A 17898-nucleotide genomic window follows, 5' to 3' on the forward strand; every position below is an offset into this window, starting at 1 on the left:
CTTCATCTAACCATTAGATTTCATCATGTGGACGAGTCGCCATGCTTGAGCGCATTCACCTTCTGATCATCCGGGAAGTCGAGCAGCAGGGCTCGTTGACCGCCGCAGCCGACGTGCTACACGTGACGCAATCCGCGCTGAGTCACACGGTCAAAAAGATGGAGCAGCAATTGGGCACGGCCGTCTGGGACCGCGAAGGTCGGAGCCTGCGGCTCACGCAGGCCGGGCGATATTTGCTGTCGCTTGCGAACCGGCTGCTGCCGCAGTTCGAGCACGCGGAGACGCGGATGAAGCAATACGCTGCGGGCGAACGAGGCACGTTGCGCATCGGCATGGAATGTCACCCGTGTTATCAGTGGCTGCTCAAGATCGTCTCGCCCTATCTGTCCGAGTGGCCCGATGTCGATATCGACGTTAAGCAAAACTTCCAGTTCGGCGGGATCGGCGCACTGTTCGGATACGACATCGATGTCCTGGTGACGCCTGATCCGCTCAAGCGACCCGGCCTTCGGTTCGAGCCTGTCTTTGACTATGAGCAGGTGCTCGTGGTGTCCGAACGGCATCGGCTTGCCAATGCGAAATACATCAAGCCTGAAGAGCTCACGGACGAAACGCTGATTACGTATCCGGTCGAGACGGGTCGACTCGATATCTACAACCAGTTTCTCGGGCCCGCCAATGTGGCGCCTCGCCGTCACAAGATGATCGAGACGACGGACATCATGTTGCAGATGGTCGCGAGTGACCGCGGTGTCGCGGCGCTTCCGCGTTGGCTCGCTGACGAATATGCGGATCACTTGCCCGTGGTCAGCGTCAAGCTTGGGCGTGAAGGCATCGCCAAGCAGATTTTCCTGGGTACGCGTGAGGCCGACGCGCCGATCGACTATTTGACGTCGTTTGTGGAGCTTGCGCGCGCCGGGAATGTTGCGCCTGTACGGATCCGATAAGCCCCATCAAATGGGTGGCAATCAGCGCCTGTTCGCTTCATTCCTGAGCGTCCCCGCGACTTGAGCGCGAGTCGACCTGTGCTCGATAGTCCGGGTCGGATAAGGTTGCCTGCGAGGGACTATCGTGTCCTACGAGCGGCACCCAGTAGCCTTGACGCTTGAGGAATTCGATTCGCCTGCGGATATCGTCGTCAGCTTGCGTGGATGTCGCGCTGACTGCGGGATTGAGCTGTACGACGTTGCTCTCCGCATGTGCGTACGTGTCGCCGTCCGGAATGACTTCCTGCTCAGATTCGGACTGCGGATCGTCATCGAGGCTCTCATATAAAGCGTCGCCCATCAGCACGAGGTAAGCCTCGGCAGTCAGGTACCCTGCGCAACTGCCGAGGGCCAGATGGCGCAGATCGAAAGGCCAGCAGGCAAAGAGGATAAAAATAAAAACACACAGGCCGATGACGGCCGCGAGGCAATAGGCGATGTCGCTCACTTTCGCATCCTTTGAACTGTACTGATCGGAACAACACCTGACGATCACGTTCAATTCCATTGCAAAAGTGAATGGCCTGGCCAAGCGGCTTTCTTTTAGATGCTTAGCGAATGACTGCGTAAGCAGCTAAATATGCACGCAGGCTGGGCCCGGCGGCGACAATCTCGTTTAGGGAATATTCGCGCCAGGCAACCTGCTTTATTCAGAACTTCTACCGAGCAGTACCTCGCTCACGTCCTCCGAGAAGACCATGTGTCGACCATCGATTAACACCCGATCGTCGCGCTCGGGATCATGCTCTGCACGTGGCACACCGTGTTGCATCAGCACGCGGGCGCAACCCACCCAGTCGGCGTGACCTTCGACTGCCGGCTCGTTCTCGGAGGCCCATCCCAAGGTGCCGAGCACATCGGAGCCATAGCCGTGTGTGTCGCGCCAGCTTGCTCCGTGGGCTAGCAAGAATGTTGTCAGCTCGACGTCGCCGCGAAAGACCGCGTGATTGAGGGCGGTTGCTTGCCAATCCCCACCACGTGCGTCGAGAGGCCAGCCGAGTTCGACCATGGTCCTGACTGCGGCACTCGATCCCCACGCGGCGGCATCGGGTAGTAAGCGAAGCTGATCTTGCGATAGCGATCCGGGCAGATCGGGACGTTGCATCTGAATGTCGCGCGCCTGAGTCATGTCGCCGCGTGCGCATGCTGAAACAAAGTCCTCTTCCGCTGTGAGCGGCTCACTGGCTCCCGCGTCGCGCAACAATGCTGCGACGTCCATGAGACCCACCTGCGCGGCGAGCCGATAAGCGCTTACGCCCGCTTCGGTCCTGGCCTGTGCATTCGCTCCGGCCGCGAGTAGCGCTGCGATATGGCGTGGCGATCTGCGTAGCGCGATCGCACGCAATAGCGGCGTTCCCCAGACCTTCAGGCCATCGGGGGCGGACTCATTGGCATTTCCGCCGTGAGCGAGCAACAGTTCGAGTGCCGCGGCATCCGGCATATCGAGGGCACGCCACAATGCGTTGCTTCCGGTGACACGGGCGCCTCGCAGCAAGAGCAGGCGCGTGCAGTCGACGTTTTCAAGCGAGTGATAGAGCGATTCGCCGTCATTGGGATTCGCACCTGCATCGAGCAGCATCTCGGTGAGAGCCGGATCGCGAACCACGCCTGCCGCTCCGTAGAGTGCCGACAGCGGCTCTGACTCGTCAGGCGTTGACAACGAGGCGGGAGGAAGGCGATTTCCGATGTGCTGGTTCGGATCGGCGCCTGCGTCAAGGAGTGCACGGGCACATTGACGAAGTCGCTGCGCGATCTCGGGTACCTGCATGAGACTCGAGTGAGTCACCGCCACGAGCGGTGGCAACTTCAGCGGCCCGCCGGCGCGATGGATCCAGTTGTGATCGTCAGCCATCGCGCGAGCGATCGTTTTCCAATGACCTGCGGCGCACGCGGCGTAGGGGTCGGATTCGACCATGTCCGGATGCTCAAGCAACAGCGTCATCGCAACGCGTGGCCGGGAGGTGGCGTAGGTGCCGGTGACATCCGCGCCATAGACCAGCCCGAGCCAGCGTTGAACTAAGGTGTGTCGTTCGCGCTGCGCCAATGCGTTGGCGTCGACATAGGCGCTGAGGTCCGCCCAGGAAGCAAAGCCATATTCACGTGCGATGCAGGACTGCGCATCGTGCAAGCGCAGCGCGAGCGCCTGGATTTCGTAATGGGTACGATTCGCGGCTGCGGGGAGATGTTGGGCGAAGCGTGCGATCGACGTCACGTCGCCGGAGCGATAAAGCCGGAGTAGCTCTTTCGCTTGTTTCTTCAGGTGATCGAGATGGGCTTGGGCAGGCAGCTGTTTCATGCGGATCCTCGTGCATTGAATGGCCGAAGGTCCGCAACACTGCCAGCACAAAGGATGGAAGGCGCTCTGATTCGCTACAGCAGGTGGGTTCAACCCTGTCCGCGGACCCGGAAGCGGCCTGCACCGCTAACGGGATGCTATGCGAGCGGGCACGGGAGCGTCAACCCGAGGGCGCATATCGAGCCCTGAAGAGATCCCCGCAACGGTTTACTCTGCAACTACCGCAGCAGGCGGCAGCAGCGTCAATCCGAAGCGTGGTGCCGCTTCGATCATTCGCTGCTTCGCCGCCTGTGTTGGCGGCTCAGGCTCGATCGGCTGCGTCATGGTGTCGGAGACTGCTTCGACGAATCCATCGAAACCGCCGGGCGTGCAGACCACCAGATAGTGGGCGGTGCTGTCGCCGCGATTGATCAGCTGATGTGCGGTGCCTCGCTTAAGCAGCACGGTGTCGCCGGCGACCAATGTGTGAAGCGTGCCTTCGATTTCGACACCGAGTACGCCGTCGATCATGTGAATCGTTTCGTCTTCGTTCTGATGCCGGTGTCGAGGTGTGGCTCGGCCTGCTGGTGAGAAGATCTCGAGCATGCAATAGGCGCCGCCCGATTGCGCGCCTGAGATCAGCATGCGCGTGCGCGAGCCGCCGAAATCGTATTCAGTAGGCTGGGTTGTCTTGACGAACATGGCTGTTCCTTCCGATTGTGTCGTAGTGGCATGCAATCTAAACCGTAACGTGGCAGCGATTAATCGCTAGCGAACTCATTCACTTGTGTCTGAATGTAGGGAATCTCTCGAATGAAGAACCTGAGTCAGTTCGTCAACTTCACCGCGGTCGCAAGGCACGGGAGCTTTACGCAGGCCGCTCGCGAACTGAGTCTGGCGCCTTCGTCGGTCTCCAATAGCGTCGCTCGGCTCGAAGAGGATCTCGGCATTCGGCTCTTCAGCCGTACGACGCGTTCAGTCAAGCTGACCGCCGAGGGACAGCGGCTCCATGCAAAGTGCTCGAAACTGCTCGCTGAAATCGACGCGCTGGATTTACGTAGCATCAGCGACGAAGAGGAACCCTCTGGCACCTTGCGCATCGGTGCACCGATCGGCTATGGCACGCGGGTCATGCTGCCGATGTTGGCCGATATGCAGCGTCGTTACCCTGAGCTCGACATCGATTTACGGTTGTCCGACGAACAGGTCAACATGGTCTCGGAGCAACTCGACGTCGTCGTGCGATTCGGCACGCTGCGCGATTCGAACATGATTGCCCGGCAGTTCGACTTGCAGGATCTCGTGCTCTGCGCGACACCGAGCTACCTCGCATCGCACGCGCGGATCCGTCGCGTAGCGGACCTGCAGCACCATGTTCTGGTGGCGTTTCGTTTGCCGACGACAGGACGTGATCGCCCGCTTGAATTCCTGGAGGGCGGCAAGGCGACTTCGCTCGCGCCTTCGACGCGCTTTCGCATCAGTCATGGCGAAGCGCTTGTGGAAGCGGTGCTGCTCGGCGTCGGACTGGCGCAGGTGCCGATGTTCATGGCGCGCCACTATCTGGAAAGTGGTGCGCTCGTTGAAGTCTTGCGTCCATGCAGACCCGCGCCGTTGCCCGTGAGCCTGGTGATGTCGAGCGCACGTGGGCGTCCCGCGCGTGTGCAGGCGTTAGTGGATCTGCTTGTGTCGGATTCGACCGTGCAAGCAGCTTCAGTGCGTGCTCCGGCGCGTTCAGCGCGACGACGTAGCGCCTGACCAAGCGCCCGTTGCCGATGACTGGGCGTTGTGTTCCGACTGGGAAGTGCCTGGGTGGATGAACAGCGGGACGTGGAGGAAAAGCAAAACGCGTGCGGCCGTCACCGGCCGCACGCGTTGGAGTGCAACGTCTGAATACTTCAGTGCCGCGCTTAGTTCTTGATCGCGAGACGCACGTAGTTCGTGACCGAGTCGACGCCGCTGACCGATTTCGTGGTCGATTCGGCGAGCGGGATTTGCTTGTCGTCGGGAACGGTGCCTTCAAGGCTGACTACGCCGCCTTTAGCCAGGACCGTGATGTCCGACGAATCAAGACCCTTGGTCTTGTCGAGCGCGACGCGCACACGCTTGGCCAGCGCATGATTGGCTGCGCGTTGCGCCTTCTTTTCTTGCTTGATCGTCAAGGGTTGCTCGACTGCCGTCGTGCTGTCCATCTCCATCTTTCCGTCGTTCGACTGTGCGAAAGACGTATTGACCGTGAGCGCGAGCGTCGCTGCGCAGCATGCGGCGAGCAGATGATTCTTGAGCATATTGAGCCTCGTAGTGATCTGAGTAAGTCATGTGGATGGTGCTCATCGACTATCTCAGTACTTAAAAGGGCTGTATTGAAGAAAATCGGCATCCGAAGGACGCAAAAGGATCATCGGGACGGTGCGTTCAGTCATTCTTACTGCATCGGTCGGTTGTTGTGATTTTTTACCCGACGAGTGGGTGATTTTCTTCAATACGACCGAGTTTCTTCTCGCTCTCGCGACGTGCTCGTGTGGATTTCACTCGCGCTGCCCGTGCAGGAATTTCCCGTCCATTCAGTTCGGTCCTGGCCCCGTAGCAGCGCTGGTGGCGTTCGACGCGACCGGCAAGGCCCATAGAGACGAGTAGAAAGGGGCACCTGCTGACGGCCGCGACCGCTTCGGGAACAAAGAATGCGCCCTCGATAGGTATCCAACTACTGGAGCGCTTCATCATGTCCCATCGACTCAAAACAGGCGATCGCGTCACGTGGAACACCCCGCAAGGCATGACGACAGGGACGGTCGTCCGCAGAATCGTCAGAGATACCGACCTGGAGGGCGATCTGGACGGTATGCATGTCAATGCGTCGAAGGATGACCCTCACTACGAGGTCGAAAGCGAAAAGAGCGGTCAACACGCGGTGCACCGTGCGGATGGATTGGAGAAGGTGCATCACAAGCATTGATCTGCTGAGATCACCAAATGAGAGACGGTCGGATTGCGTGGTGCAATCCGGCCGTTTTCGTTTGCGCATCTTGCCTCTCCGCGGTCGCAAAGCTTGGAAGGTCTTCGTCTGATTTCTGACGCGAACGTTACGTGGTGTCTCGACAGACTCGTGTGTGCAACGCGTATTGCTACATCGCATTCAAACGACAGGTGCGATCTGCCGGAATAGATCGACGCACGTGGGTGTTCTGGAGGCATCACCCATTCGACCGTTGGAGAAACAAAATGCCCACGCCGACGACAACCATATTCGGCACTTTTTCGACCACGAAAATAGTCAGGCCATCGATAAAGATTCAGGAGGCACTTCTTAAAGAGGTCGCGCGTGGCGCGCTTGGCTTAACAAGTAACTACTCGGGCACGATGCGAGTATTCAACCTGGCACAGCTTTACGGCTACAAATACGACTTCCACCTGAGCTTCAAACTCGACCCAACCAGCCAGTGGGCAGACGCCTGTCATTTCTGCGCAAGAGACGAAGGCGTCGGGAAGAATGCTTGCGCTTATTGGTTCTACAACCTTGTCGCGCAACAACAGACTAACCAGCTGGCCTGGTCGTTTGAGGGAAGCGCACCGGACAACCCGCTCTACGCGAATTTCATTGATTCCATCAATATCAACTCACCGACGGTGTCTCCGACCGCACGGCAAATGTTAGCCCGGCGGGCGAGTGAGCCGCTGGACAAGCTACTCGCGAAGTTCAATGCGTTGAAAGCGCAAGGTCGTGCGGTCCTTGACACCAATCAACACGGTGTACGGCTGCGGTTCGCGTAGCGGGCCAGAAAGATCTTCGATTGGCGCCGGCAAACGGATAACCCTATCTACGCGCTTTGCCTTCCGGTCAGCGCTTTCCAGGCCGCAAGGGAGTCCATATAGTCTCTCCAGTGCGCAATCTTCCGGTTTTCAATCTTGATGATCGAGCAGAACCGATTGTTATAGTCCGCGCCCGTCGCAAGGATGGTTCCGTGGACCTCATATTCAATGACGCAGCCGTTTTCCGTTTTGTGGGTAATTAACCTGTCGGCAGCGTGAAGTGTGATGTTGTCGACATAGCCCCTGAACCCAGCCATAAGATCGGTTCGCCCTTCGATGACGCGAGGCCATCCCAGGTCGTAGAGCACCTCATAGATGACGTCATCGGCGACGATGTCGAAGAAGTGCTCGCCATCGACGAGGTCGCCCAGCGCCCCTCGAACCAGATTGAAGTACGGGTCGGCGGCCGCGTAGGCAGCGTAGTTCGGATTCGGCATTCAGACTCCTTGAGCGCTTCAGTAGGTCGCTTGCACGGGGAGAGCTGAATATAAAGCGGAAGCTCGCATGAAGGAAGAAGACAGTCGGGCGTTGATTTGGAAATTTAAATTTCCTATAATCCGCCCATGGCTACGAAAAGCGCTCCTCTGAAAGTTTCGCCCGGCGTGGGCCGCCCGCGCGAGTTCGATATGGACAACGCGCTCGACGGCTTTGTTCGGGTGTTCCGTGAACGCGGTTTTCACGCGACGTCGATTGGCGACCTGTCGACTGAAACCGGATTGACGGCTGGCAGTCTCTACAAGGCGTTTGCCGACAAGCGCGGGATCTTCGTCGCGGCGCTCGATCGCTACATCGCACAACGCGTGACGGGGCTCGATACGCAACTCGCGTCGAAGACGAGCGGGCGGGACAAGGTGCGGACAGTGCTGAGCTTCTATGCCGATGTGTCGCATGGTGCCGAAGGCAAACGAGGATGCCTTGTGATTAGCAGCGCGCTCACGCTGAGCACCTTGGACGAGGATATAGCCGGCACCGTGAAGAAATCGATGCAACGAGTCGAAACGTTGCTACGGACTCTGCTCAAACAAGCACAGACCGACGGCTCGGTTCGTGCCGAACTCAATGTCGAGACCACGGCTCGCTGTTTGTTTGCGATGGCTGAGGGTTTTCGCGTGATCGGAAAGCTCGGCCAGAGCCGAGCTGACATGGAATCGTCCGTCGACGAAGCCATGCGGTTGCTCGATTGATTTTTTTTGTCCAATTAGGAAATTGATATTTCCAATGTGATCTTTTGGAGCCACGCTTATGCCTACGTTTACAACGCCGGAAAAGACTTCGACATCGATGCGCTTTGATCTCGGCGCTTACTCACGTGAGGATGCAAACCTCAAGGGCTTCGAACATCGCTTCGCGACCGTCGACGGCATCCGGCTTCACTACGTCGAAGGCGGCCGTACGGACGGCGAATCTGTTGTGTTGCTCGCGGGCTATCCGCAAAGTGGCTACGCATGGCGCAAGGTGATGCCAGTTCTCGGCGAGCGCTACCGGATCGTCGTGCCAGATCTTCCCGGGCAAGGCGACTCAGACCGGCCTTTGGACGGCTACGATACGCAGACCGTCGCGACCGTGGTCAGTCATCTGCTAGAGCAAATCAAGGTCGACCGGTTTCATCTCGTTGCGCACGATGTTGGCGCATGGGTCGCATTTCCGTTGGCTGCGCTGTTCTCCAATACCGTCAAAAGTCTCGCGTTGCTCGACGCCGGCATTCCGGGCGTTACGCTGCCCGACGCGCTGCCGGTCACGGTCGACAAAGCCTGGCGGACATGGCACTTCCCGTTTCATATGGTTGCCGATCTGCCTGAAATGCTGATCGGCGGCAAGGAGCGCGCTTATCTCGACTGGTTCCTGCGGCGCAAGGCAGCCAATCCTGAAGCGTTTTCCGAAGCGGACATCGATGAGTACGAGCGCGTGTTCGTCAAGGACGGTGGACTGCGTGCGGGCCTCGCCTTCTATCGTGCCGCAGGGCGTTCAGCTCAACAGAATCGCGCCTTGATCGAACGCGCCAGGCTCGCGATGCCCGTGCTCGGCGTGAGTGCCGATCAGGGTTCGGTTGCCGATATGGCTAGCCCGCTGCGCGCGTTCGCCGACGACGTGACGGGGGCGACGATTGCACACAGCGGACATTTCATTCCCGAGGAACAGCCGCTTGCGCTTTCGCAGGCGCTGATGAAGTTCATCGGTTGATCGATATACCGCGCAATGAGCGGGAGACGGCTGTGAATGAGCTCGCCACACGTATCGATGCAGCACCCGCGACGCTGCGCTCAAACGCAATTTGCCAACGGTAAATCAACGCAGGGGCGAGTCGGCGGCCGGAATCCAGATCGTAGACGCAGCTTCATGAAAATGTTCGGGGCCGCCCTTTGGAGGCCATATTCCTTCCGCGTACGACTGCGCGCGAATCGCAATGCGTTCGTCGAGGCTGTTCCAAGGCCAGATGTGGGTGATGCGGGGCGCGCCGTCGAGCGCATACATATTGACTGTCAACGGAGAAAGTTTCGAGCGCTCGGGCATCGCCGCTTCCCACGCTTCTATGGTCGGTGTCAGTCCGCCTGGCTTTAGCCAGTAAGTGCGAAACTCATAGTACTTGCCAAAGGCTCCGGGTTCGACGGCGGGAAGGAACGGAAAGGCTGCGTAGCTCTCGCTCTCGAACGTGCAGTGGCTGCCGGCGGCCCCGAACGGATCGGGATGGTGCAACTCGCGATATCGTTCCCGCGTCAATGCTTCTTCGTCCGAGAAGCCCCGCAGAATGCGCACGCTCCCGAGCCGTGCATTCTCCGAGGTCCAGACTCCAAGCTTCTGTCCGACTGTCGCCGGTTGATCGAGCCACGCCTCGAGATTTCCGAGAACCTCAGGCAACTTAAGAATATGCGACGACAGCGTCGTCAGTTCGTAAAACATGTCAAATCTCCCAAGTCTGAAGGCGTCGTCTCAGACGCCCTTTGACGAACGAGATTAGACTGATCGCGCACCGCGGGGAATTCCCGCTTTGCTCACAGAGTCTGTTTGGAAATCGCTATGTTCGACTGGCAGGATTTACGCTATTTCTGCGTGCTTGCGCGCGTGGAGACACTTTCGGGTGCAGCGGCCGCGCTGGGAGTCGAGCATGCGACGATCGGCCGGCGGGTGGCATCGCTGGAGTCGGCGCTCGGGTTGAAACTCGTCTATCGCATGCCGCGTCGCGTTCGTCTCACTGACGATGGCAAAGCGGTCGCAGCACTGGCCGAATCCGTCGTCGATGGCGCGCAAGCGATCGAGGCCTATGCGTTGCGCGCCGCGTCCTCATTGTCGGGAACGGTACGGATCAGTGTGCCGCCAACGCTCGGCAGTCATTGCATTGCACCGCACATGCGCGCATTCCGTGAGGCTAATCCGACTGTGAAGATCGTGATGGACGGTTCAGCGGGAATTGCGCCTATGGAGCGAGGTGTTGCGGATGTTGCGATCCGGATGGTCAGGCCGCAGCAGGACAGCTTGGTCGCGCGGCGCATCGGCGCGATCCGGTTTGGACTTTATGCGCACCGTGACTACGCGACTCGACCACAGAAGGAATGGGAATTCATCGCTTACGACCTGTCGCTGGATCACGTGACTCATCAGAGGTGGTTGCGTACCTATCTCGACGGTCGTCCGATCATATTTGAAACGGGCGACGTGATCGGCCAGCAAGCGGCGGCGCGCAACGGCGTCGGCGTGGCGCTTCTGCCAACGATGATCGGAGATGGCGATACTGCGTTGGTCAGGCTCGATGAGCGGTCGGCGCCGCCAGAAACACCGCTTTGGCTTGTGACCTATCCTGACTTGCGCCGTACCCCGGCGATCAAGGCCGTGATGAATTTCGTGGCGGAGTGTGTCGACCTCGAGCCGCACTTCTCCGATCGGGGAAAACGGCAGACCTCCGTCGTCGAATCCTAAGCGCGCCGCACAGCGGGATTCTGCCGCCGTCCTTATGGATCAACCGGTGCGCCATGCGTGCCGGTGATGCATCGTAGGCGTCGTGCATTAGCGAGATCCTCGCGCTTTGGTAGTGGAACCGCGTCCGCGCGCTGTCGTTCACTGGGGTACCCTTCCGACAGTGCGTTCAGCAACGCCTTCAGGCGAGTCGTAGGGCGTTCGCCTAAGGCCTTCGGAGCGCACGCGGTCAGGGACTTCGTGACTGAATGACTCATCCAATGGAGAAACAATGCCGGCCTACGTACATGTCAACCTACGCGTGATCGACTCCGCCAAGCAAGCTGCGCTCGCGCCGCGCTTTCAGGCGGCACTCATCGAGGCAGGTGGAAAAATCCTGCACTTCGGTCCTGTCGCGCAGATTCTGGAGGGAGACGACACACCGCTGCCGTTGGCGGGCGTGTTCGAGTTTCCGACGCTTGCGCAAGCGCTCGCTTTCTACCATTCTGAACAGTACGCACCGATCAAGGCTGAGCGTCACGAAGCGCAGGAAGCGCGGATGTTCGTCGTCGAAACGGCCTCGTAATCAGGAGGGCTCGCAGCGATGTCCGACGTTGAACGCTTGCTGCGGGCCTCCATGGTGCGTTTCGCGATCGAAGACCCCGCTAGTGAAGACGCGCAATGGTGCTTCCAGCAATACTTCGCGGAATTGAACGCAAGGTTTGACTCGGGATTCAATCCGTCACTGAGCTTGTCGGCGGATGCCAGCGAACTCTCCGCACCGGAAGGGGCGCTGATCATCGCGAGGCTTCACGCGAAACCCATCGGCTGTGTTGCACTGAAGTTTCACAACGCGTCTCCCGCTGAACTGAAGCGCATGTGGGTCGATCAGTCTGCTCGCGGCCTGGGTCTTGGCCGACGGCTCATCGAAGAAGCGGAAAAACACGCGCGACAGGCCGGCGTTCACGTGATTCGCCTCGAAACGAATCGGGCGCTATCGGAGGCGATCCGACTGTATCGGCAATCCGGATACATTGAAGTACCCGCTTTTAACGCCGAACCCTATGCCCATCACTGGTTTGAAAAGACACTGACCTGAAGCCGAAGCCGGGTGAACGGCAATAGATAGGGCCGATACGAGTCCGCCCAAACCCCCTGAGACAAAAGTCTCAATCCCGTCGATGGTGCACTGCAGTGTGATCTTGACGATTGCGCGTGATACAACGCATGCATCAACGAAGTGTCGGTGTGTCGCGCCAGGGCTGTTTTGAGTGCGTCATAACCGGTCCACGGGAGACTCGTCATGCCGTACGTTCCACAGGCAAGGCATCTGGAGCGGGTGCGCAACGCCATCGAGGGCCGTGCGCCCCGGCCGGGCGGTGACGCATCGGAACGTCTTGTGTCGTCGTACCGGCGTTCTCTCGAGGACTATCATCTCGACCCCGGCGCCACAGCCGGGCCCCGGATTCTCACCGGCACCGAATTGCGTGATGTGCGTCATCGTGAGGAATCCGTACTGCTGGCATCCGGCCAATGTCTGTCGCGTCTGCACGAGACGGTACGCGAAGCCGACTACTGCGTGATGCTGACGGACGCCGCGGGCGTCACGATCGACTATCGGGTCGACCCTGATCGACGCCATGTGTTTCGACGCGCCGGTCTGTATATGGGTTCGTGCTGGTCGGAGCGCGAGGAGGGTACGTGCGGCGTGGCGTCGGTCCTGCTCGACCAGGAACCGATCACGGTTCACAAGACCGACCATTTTCGCGCGGCATTCACGGCGCTCACCTGCAGCGCGTCGCCGATATTCGGCCTGGCGGGTGAACTGATCGGGGTGCTGGATGCCTCTGCGGTGCGTTCGCCCGACGAGCGCGAGAGCCAGCGCATCGTCAATCACATCGTGCGGCAGAGTGCGGTGCTCATCGAGGACAGCTATTTTCTTAACGCGACCACGCATCGATGGGTGCTGCTCGCGCACCGCAATCGCCATTACGTCGAGGCGCAGCCCGAGATCCTGATCGCGTTCGACGAACGCGGTCGCGCAGTGGCCGCGAATCGTCGTGCAATGGAGTGCATACCCGGACTCGAGCGCATGCCATGCGAGGTGTCGACTCTGTTCGACACGCGTGCCGAACGGCTTCTTGATGCTCGCCCGGGCCGGGATCTGATCGCGCTGCGGCTCGCGGGCAGCGGTGCGCCTCTTTTTGCGCGGGTCCGTCAGCCCAACTTGCGAACGGTTCGTCGCGCGCCCGCGCCTCAGCCTGCGGCCGTCAAGCCACAAGCTCCACTGCCTGAAGTCGATGCGATCGAGCGCGATCGCATTGTCGACGCGATGACCGAAGCGAAGTGGCACCCCGAAGAGGCGGCTCGACTTCTGGGTGTCTCGCGCGCGACGCTCTATCGACGCATCGCCAAGCACAACATCGTGCCGCCGCACCGGCGCTGATTATCGACACGTTTGCAATGCGGTGCGCAGTTCGGTTTGCGAAATGCAGTTCGGTTTGCGATGTGCAGTTCGATTTCCCAGCGGGCACAGACCCGTGTTCAGTCGACTTATGACCTATCAACGCGTCATCCAAGTTCATGGAGGAGCAACCATGCCTGAAGGTAATTCCCTCAATCTTGTCAGCGGCGTTCTCGAACGTTTGAACACCGCGCTTGCCAGTGGCGACATCCCCGGCATCGTCGAACAGTTTCAGCCGGACTGCTATTGGCGCGATCTGGTGAGCTTCACCTGGAACATCAAGACCATGGAGGGCCGTGACCAGATCACGTCGATGCTCGAATCGCAACTCAAAGCCGTCGGGCCATCGAACTTCCGCCTGGCGCCGGGTGAGCCCGAAACTGAAGCAGATGGCATCGCGCAGGCCTGGATCACGTTCGAAACCCGAGTCGCGCGTGGCAACGGCTTTATCCGTTTGAAGAACGGGCGTATCTGGACACTGCTCACCGTGATGAGCGAGCTTAAAGGTCATGAGGAGCCGAAGAATCTCAGACGTCCGATGGGTGCCGAGCATGGTGCGCGCACGGACCGTACGAGCTGGAAGGAGCGTCGCGAGCAGGAAAGCGAATCGCTGGGTCTGAGCGAGCAACCGTATTGCCTGATCGTTGGCGGCGGACAGGGTGGCATTGCGCTTGGGGCCAGGCTGCGGCAACTGAATGTTCCGACCGTCATCATCGACAAAAACGACAAGCCCGGTGACGCGTGGCGCAAACGTTATAAGACGCTGTGCCTGCACGACCCGGTCTGGTACGACCATCTGCCGTATTTGCCGTTTCCGGATAACTGGCCGGTGTTCTCGCCGAAGGACAAGATCGGCGACTGGCTCGAGATGTACACGAAGGTCATGGAGCTGAACTACTGGGGCTCCACGCTGTGCAAATCGGCTCGCTATGACGAAGCGGCGGGTGAATGGATCGTTGAGGTTGAGCGCGGAGGAGAGACCATCACGCTGCGTCCCAAGCAGCTTGTGCTCGCCACCGGGATGTCCGGCAAGCCGAACATCCCCAAGTTCAAGGGCATGGACGTCTTTAAGGGCGAGCAACACCATTCGTCGCAGCATCCCGGACCCGATGCGTATCGCGGTAAAAAGGTCGTCGTGATCGGCGCGAACAACTCGTCGCATGACATCTGCGCGGCCCTGTGGGAAGCGGGCGTCGACGTGACGATGGTTCAACGTTCGTCCACCCATATCGTGAAGTCGGACTCGCTGATGGATCTCGGGCTTGGCGATCTCTATTCCGAGCGCGCCGTCGCATCCGGCATGACGACGTGGAAGGCCGACATGATCTTTGCGTCGCTGCCGTACAAGATCCTTCACGAGTTCCAGATCCCGATTTACAACAAGATCCGGGAGCGCGATGCGGAGTTCTACAAGCGGCTCGAACGTGCGGGCTTCATGCTCGATTTCGGTGACGATGAATCCGGCCTGTTTATGAAGTATCTGCGGCGTGGCTCGGGTTACTACATCGATGTGGGTGCCTCGGATCTCGTGGCGGACGGCAAGATCAAGCTGAAGAGCAACGTCGATGTGGCGGAGCTCAAGGCGAATTCGGTCTTGCTCTCGGACGGCACCGAGTTGCCCGCGGATCTCGTTGTCTATGCAACCGGATACGGATCGATGAACGGCTGGGCGGCCGACCTGATCTCGCGCGAAGTGGCGGACAAGGTCGGCAAGGTCTGGGGACTGGGGTCAGCGACAACGAAAGACCCGGGGCCGTGGGAAGGCGAGCAACGCAATATGTGGAAGCCGACGCAGCAGGACGCGTTGTGGTTCCATGGCGGCAATCTACACCAGTCGCGGCACTACTCGCAGTACTTGTCTTTGCAGATCAAGGCGCGACAGGAGGGTATTCCGACGCCGGTGTACGGACTACAGGCGGTGCATCACGTAGCGTGAGGCGCGAAGGCAAATAAGAAAAGGGGGCACTTGCGGATGACGCAAGTGCCCCCTGTTTCAAGTGCCGAGTCGCTACGGGACGACGGATGACCGTTCGAACGTGTCGATCCGGAGCCCTGTCGTGTTCATCCGTCATCCGACACGGCGCTTCGTTCACGACGATTGAGTTACGTCTCCAGCAGTACGGGCCTTCTCAGATTCCGCAGCACCCGCCATCGAGACAAATCGCTCGGCGCTTACCGGTTTCCCGAGCAGGAAGCCCTGCAGCGAATCGCAACCAAGCGCCGTCAGGAATTCTTGCTGCTCCTGCGTTTCTACACCCTCTGCGACGATCTTCAGATTGAGCGTCTGGCCAAGCCCGACAATGGCCGAAACAATTGCGGCATCTTCCGAATCGTGCGCGAGTTCGCTGACGAAGCCACGATCGATCTTCAACTCCGTCGCGGGCAGACGCTTCAGGTAGAGCAAGCTCGAGTAACCCGTGCCGAAGTCGTCGATCGAGATGTTGACGCCCATCGCGCTGAGTTCGCCCAGTGTGGCCAGGCTGGTCTCGACGTCGCGCATGGCGGTCGATTCCGTAATTTCCAGCGTCAGATGGTGCGGCTTCAGATCGTGCCGCATCAGCGTGGTGCCCACCGTGTCGACGAGTCCGCTGTGCGCGAACTGTGCCGGCGACAGATTGACCGCCACGGTCCAGTCGGCATGACCTTCGTCGAGCCATTTCTTCATCTGGCGGCACGCTTCGTTGAGCACCCATTCTCCGATCGGAACGATCAGGCCAGTCTTCTCGGCCAGCGGAATGAAGTCGTTGGGCGGGACGAGGCCTCGCGACGGATGCTGCCAGCGCAACAAGGCTTCAGCACCGAGCACGGGACCATCGGGCGCGCGGAATTTGGGTTGGTAGTGCAGCACGAACTCTCTGCGTACCAGTGCCTTGCGCAGATCCTGCTGGAGCTGCAACTGGTTGTGCACGTTCTGATGCATCGAGGTTTCGAAATAGCAGAACGTGTTGCGCCCCGAAGCTTTGGCGTAGTACATCGCGGCGTCGGCATTCGACAGCAGCTCATGCTCATTCGCACCATCGCCCGGGTACACGGAAATCCCGATGCTGGCCGATACCCGCACATCGTGGCCGCCGACCTGAACGGGCTTTTCGATTTCGTGAAGCATCTGTTCGGCAAGGCCCGCAGCATCGGAAGGGCTGCGTATCTGAGCGATCAACACGAACTCGTCGCCTCCGACGCGCGCCACCGTGTCCTGACCGCGCACGGAACCCCGGATACGTTGAGCGACGTCAACGAGCAAGAGGTCGCCGATGCGGTGCCCGTAGGCATCGTTCACAGCCTTGAAGCCATCGAGATCGATAAACATCAAAGCGAACGTGCCGCCCTCGCGGTCGATCGTCTTGATGGCCTGACTCAGCCGATCCTCGAGGAGTACACGGTTCGGCAGCTTGGTCAGGTTGTCGTGCAGGGCGAGATGCGTGAGTTCCTGATTGGCTTGCGCGAGCGAGACGGCAAGCACGGAGGTACGCGATTCAAATCGCAGATCGAGGATCGAGACGATCAGTGCAATCGACAGTACCGCGATCGTCGCGACGATGATCACGAACGCGAGCCATACGTTGCTGACGCCATGGAGCGCCGCACCGCAGAAGCTGCCTGCAGGAAACTGTGCGGCGAACATGCCCGTGTAGTGCATGCCGACGATGGCGGCGCCCATCACGACGGCGGCGCCCATGCGGAGCTTGCGCGTGTGTTCGCCGTCGCGGCGCAACTGGAACGCGATCCACAGCGCCGCGCCCGACGCGATGACGGCGATCAGCACCGACGCGCCGAACAAGGCGGGGTCGTAAGTAATGCCCGGGGTCATCCGCATCGCCGCCATGCCCGAGTAGTGCATGCAGGCAACGCCGGCGCCCATTACGAGGGCGCCTAGTACAAGGCGGTCCCAGGGCAAGGTCTTCTGGCAGACGGTCCATAGCGCGAACGCTGAAAGCGCGATGGCGATCAGCAGCGACAGCCCCGTAATCAGCGGATCGTATCCAAGCGGAATCGGAAGGCTGAACGCGAGCATGCCGATAAAGTGCATCGACCAGATGCCCGTACCCATGGCGCCTGCGCCGCCGACGAGCCACCAGTGAACCGCTCGACCTGAGGCCGTGGCAATCCGGCCAGTCAGATCCAGTGCTGTATATGAGGCCAGCACGGCGACAAGAAATGAAAAGACGACTAACGAGGAGTCGTAGCTACCCACCAGCATGCTTGGCTATCCTGAGAGTGACGAATCTGGCCGTCAAAGGGCCGAGATTGTGAAGATGTCGTGCGCGAATGGCGTCGGACAAACATTTTCCATGTACGTCATATCGACCGCGATCGGATCGACTTTAGCGCCAAAGGAGTCAATTTTTCGCTGCCGGAGCATAGCAGCAGTGGACATTTGCTGGACGGTGGCGGGTTTTTGCCGATGCGCTTCTTTTGCTGGCAGCCGTGCGCTGCAGCGCTTTTCTTGTTCTTCTCTGGTTTTTGTCGCGGTGTCCATC

19 protein-coding genes are annotated in these 17898 nt (G+C 59.6%); 11 read left to right on the plus strand and 8 right to left on the minus strand.

Annotation, left to right across the window (positions count from 1 at the left end; all coding sequences use genetic code 11):
* Window positions 1–41: 41 nt before the first annotated feature.
* A complete protein-coding gene (locus ACMFWR_RS27625) occupies window positions 42–947 on the plus strand; it encodes a LysR family transcriptional regulator (RefSeq protein ID WP_413195564.1) in 906 nt (301 codons plus the stop codon).
* Between the two features lie 37 nt (window positions 948–984).
* Here the strand turns inward: ACMFWR_RS27625 and ACMFWR_RS27630 are convergent, their stop codons facing one another.
* From ACMFWR_RS27630 to ACMFWR_RS27640, 3 genes are all read right to left on the minus strand, one after another.
* Entirely contained in the window at window positions 985–1434 is a 450-nt protein-coding gene (locus ACMFWR_RS27630; protein WP_413195565.1) for a hypothetical protein, read from the minus strand.
* Window positions 1435–1632: 198 nt separating this feature from the next.
* The gene (locus tag ACMFWR_RS27635) at window positions 1633–3282 is read right to left on the minus strand and encodes an ankyrin repeat domain-containing protein (RefSeq protein ID WP_413195566.1); all 1650 of its coding nucleotides are present in this window, start codon (window positions 3280–3282) and stop codon (window positions 1633–1635) included.
* Between the two features lie 207 nt (window positions 3283–3489).
* Window positions 3490–3963: a cupin domain-containing protein gene (locus tag ACMFWR_RS27640; protein WP_413195567.1), complete on the minus strand. Its 474-nt coding sequence runs from the start codon at window positions 3961–3963 to the stop codon at window positions 3490–3492.
* A gap of 111 nt (window positions 3964–4074) precedes the next feature.
* On the opposite strand from ACMFWR_RS27640, the gene ACMFWR_RS27645 reads away from it, so the two are divergent.
* Window positions 4075–5016 carry a LysR family transcriptional regulator gene (locus tag ACMFWR_RS27645; RefSeq protein ID WP_413195568.1) on the plus strand — a complete coding sequence of 314 codons (942 nt, stop codon included), beginning with the start codon at window positions 4075–4077 and terminating at the stop codon, window positions 5014–5016.
* 152 nt (window positions 5017–5168) lie between these two features.
* Here ACMFWR_RS27645 and ACMFWR_RS27650 read toward each other — a convergent pair whose 3' ends face one another.
* Entirely contained in the window at window positions 5169–5546 is a 378-nt protein-coding gene (locus ACMFWR_RS27650) for a BON domain-containing protein (RefSeq protein WP_413195569.1), read from the minus strand.
* Between the two features lie 434 nt (window positions 5547–5980).
* Here ACMFWR_RS27650 and ACMFWR_RS27655 point away from each other — a divergent pair, with 434 nt between their 5' ends.
* Both ACMFWR_RS27655 and ACMFWR_RS27660 read left to right on the plus strand, forming a co-directional pair.
* Window positions 5981–6214, plus strand: coding sequence for a DUF2945 domain-containing protein (locus ACMFWR_RS27655; protein WP_413195570.1), 234 nt, complete (start codon window positions 5981–5983; stop codon window positions 6212–6214).
* A 266-nt stretch (window positions 6215–6480) separates the two neighbouring features.
* Entirely contained in the window at window positions 6481–7029 is a 549-nt protein-coding gene (locus ACMFWR_RS27660; protein WP_413195571.1) for a hypothetical protein, read from the plus strand.
* 47 nt (window positions 7030–7076) lie between these two features.
* Here the strand turns inward: ACMFWR_RS27660 and ACMFWR_RS27665 are convergent, their stop codons facing one another.
* Complete coding sequence (locus tag ACMFWR_RS27665) at window positions 7077–7505, minus strand: nuclear transport factor 2 family protein (RefSeq protein ID WP_413195572.1); 429 nt, start codon at window positions 7503–7505, stop codon at window positions 7077–7079.
* Window positions 7506–7631: 126 nt separating this feature from the next.
* Here ACMFWR_RS27665 and ACMFWR_RS27670 point away from each other — a divergent pair, with 126 nt between their 5' ends.
* Window positions 7632–8252 carry a TetR/AcrR family transcriptional regulator gene (locus tag ACMFWR_RS27670; RefSeq protein ID WP_413195573.1) on the plus strand — a complete coding sequence of 207 codons (621 nt, stop codon included), beginning with the start codon at window positions 7632–7634 and terminating at the stop codon, window positions 8250–8252.
* A gap of 58 nt (window positions 8253–8310) precedes the next feature.
* Window positions 8311–9249: an alpha/beta fold hydrolase gene (locus tag ACMFWR_RS27675; protein ID WP_413195574.1), complete on the plus strand. Its 939-nt coding sequence runs from the start codon at window positions 8311–8313 to the stop codon at window positions 9247–9249.
* 105 nt (window positions 9250–9354) lie between these two features.
* Here ACMFWR_RS27675 and ACMFWR_RS27680 read toward each other — a convergent pair whose 3' ends face one another.
* The gene (locus ACMFWR_RS27680; protein ID WP_413195575.1) at window positions 9355–9966 is read right to left on the minus strand and encodes an NIPSNAP family protein; all 612 of its coding nucleotides are present in this window, start codon (window positions 9964–9966) and stop codon (window positions 9355–9357) included.
* A 117-nt stretch (window positions 9967–10083) separates the two neighbouring features.
* Between ACMFWR_RS27680 and ACMFWR_RS27685 the strand changes: the two genes are divergently transcribed.
* From ACMFWR_RS27685 to ACMFWR_RS27705, 5 genes are all read left to right on the plus strand, one after another.
* On the plus strand, window positions 10084–10980 hold the full coding sequence (locus ACMFWR_RS27685) for a LysR family transcriptional regulator (RefSeq protein ID WP_413195576.1): 897 nt from the start codon (window positions 10084–10086) through the stop codon (window positions 10978–10980).
* Window positions 10981–11248: 268 nt separating this feature from the next.
* A complete protein-coding gene (locus tag ACMFWR_RS27690) occupies window positions 11249–11542 on the plus strand; it encodes a DUF1330 domain-containing protein (protein WP_413195577.1) in 294 nt (97 codons plus the stop codon).
* A gap of 18 nt (window positions 11543–11560) precedes the next feature.
* A complete protein-coding gene (locus ACMFWR_RS27695; RefSeq protein ID WP_413195578.1) occupies window positions 11561–12055 on the plus strand; it encodes a GNAT family N-acetyltransferase in 495 nt (164 codons plus the stop codon).
* A gap of 204 nt (window positions 12056–12259) precedes the next feature.
* Window positions 12260–13402, plus strand: a complete 1143-nt coding sequence (locus tag ACMFWR_RS27700) for a helix-turn-helix domain-containing protein (protein ID WP_413195579.1) — start codon at window positions 12260–12262, stop codon at window positions 13400–13402.
* A 151-nt stretch (window positions 13403–13553) separates the two neighbouring features.
* Window positions 13554–15356, plus strand: coding sequence for an NAD(P)/FAD-dependent oxidoreductase (locus ACMFWR_RS27705; RefSeq protein ID WP_413195580.1), 1803 nt, complete (start codon window positions 13554–13556; stop codon window positions 15354–15356).
* Window positions 15357–15509: 153 nt separating this feature from the next.
* Here the strand turns inward: ACMFWR_RS27705 and ACMFWR_RS27710 are convergent, their stop codons facing one another.
* Both ACMFWR_RS27710 and ACMFWR_RS27715 read right to left on the minus strand, forming a co-directional pair.
* Window positions 15510–17618 (minus strand): putative bifunctional diguanylate cyclase/phosphodiesterase, encoded by a 2109-nt coding sequence (locus tag ACMFWR_RS27710; protein WP_413195581.1) that lies wholly within the window; start codon window positions 17616–17618, stop codon window positions 15510–15512.
* 33 nt (window positions 17619–17651) lie between these two features.
* Window positions 17652–17897, minus strand: a complete 246-nt coding sequence (locus tag ACMFWR_RS27715; protein WP_413195582.1) for a hypothetical protein — start codon at window positions 17895–17897, stop codon at window positions 17652–17654.
* Window position 17898 lies beyond the last annotated feature (1 nt).

The organism is Pararobbsia alpina (assembly GCF_965118125.1).
Taxonomy (GTDB): Bacteria; Pseudomonadota; Gammaproteobacteria; order Burkholderiales; family Burkholderiaceae; genus Pararobbsia; species Pararobbsia alpina_A.

Coding starts and splice junctions, on each gene's coding strand:
- ACMFWR_RS27710 (WP_413195581.1), bottom strand. CDS start 17,618: ATGCTGGTGGGTAGCTACGACTCCTCGTTAGTCGTCTTTTCATTTCTT.
- ACMFWR_RS27695 (WP_413195578.1), top strand. CDS start 11,561: ATGTCCGACGTTGAACGCTTGCTGCGGGCCTCCATGGTGCGTTTCGCG.
- ACMFWR_RS27675 (WP_413195574.1), top strand. CDS start 8,311: ATGCCTACGTTTACAACGCCGGAAAAGACTTCGACATCGATGCGCTTT.
- ACMFWR_RS27665 (WP_413195572.1), bottom strand. CDS start 7,505: ATGCCGAATCCGAACTACGCTGCCTACGCGGCCGCCGACCCGTACTTC.
- ACMFWR_RS27660 (WP_413195571.1), top strand. CDS start 6,481: ATGCCCACGCCGACGACAACCATATTCGGCACTTTTTCGACCACGAAA.
- ACMFWR_RS27635 (WP_413195566.1), bottom strand. CDS start 3,282: ATGAAACAGCTGCCTGCCCAAGCCCATCTCGATCACCTGAAGAAACAA.
- ACMFWR_RS27685 (WP_413195576.1), top strand. CDS start 10,084: ATGTTCGACTGGCAGGATTTACGCTATTTCTGCGTGCTTGCGCGCGTG.
- ACMFWR_RS27715 (WP_413195582.1), bottom strand. CDS start 17,897: ATGGACACCGCGACAAAAACCAGAGAAGAACAAGAAAAGCGCTGCAGC.
- ACMFWR_RS27690 (WP_413195577.1), top strand. CDS start 11,249: ATGCCGGCCTACGTACATGTCAACCTACGCGTGATCGACTCCGCCAAG.
- ACMFWR_RS27680 (WP_413195575.1), bottom strand. CDS start 9,966: ATGTTTTACGAACTGACGACGCTGTCGTCGCATATTCTTAAGTTGCCT.
- ACMFWR_RS27700 (WP_413195579.1), top strand. CDS start 12,260: ATGCCGTACGTTCCACAGGCAAGGCATCTGGAGCGGGTGCGCAACGCC.
- ACMFWR_RS27640 (WP_413195567.1), bottom strand. CDS start 3,963: ATGTTCGTCAAGACAACCCAGCCTACTGAATACGATTTCGGCGGCTCG.
- ACMFWR_RS27645 (WP_413195568.1), top strand. CDS start 4,075: ATGAAGAACCTGAGTCAGTTCGTCAACTTCACCGCGGTCGCAAGGCAC.
- ACMFWR_RS27650 (WP_413195569.1), bottom strand. CDS start 5,546: ATGCTCAAGAATCATCTGCTCGCCGCATGCTGCGCAGCGACGCTCGCG.
- ACMFWR_RS27655 (WP_413195570.1), top strand. CDS start 5,981: ATGTCCCATCGACTCAAAACAGGCGATCGCGTCACGTGGAACACCCCG.
- ACMFWR_RS27705 (WP_413195580.1), top strand. CDS start 13,554: ATGCCTGAAGGTAATTCCCTCAATCTTGTCAGCGGCGTTCTCGAACGT.
- ACMFWR_RS27670 (WP_413195573.1), top strand. CDS start 7,632: ATGGCTACGAAAAGCGCTCCTCTGAAAGTTTCGCCCGGCGTGGGCCGC.
- ACMFWR_RS27625 (WP_413195564.1), top strand. CDS start 42: ATGCTTGAGCGCATTCACCTTCTGATCATCCGGGAAGTCGAGCAGCAG.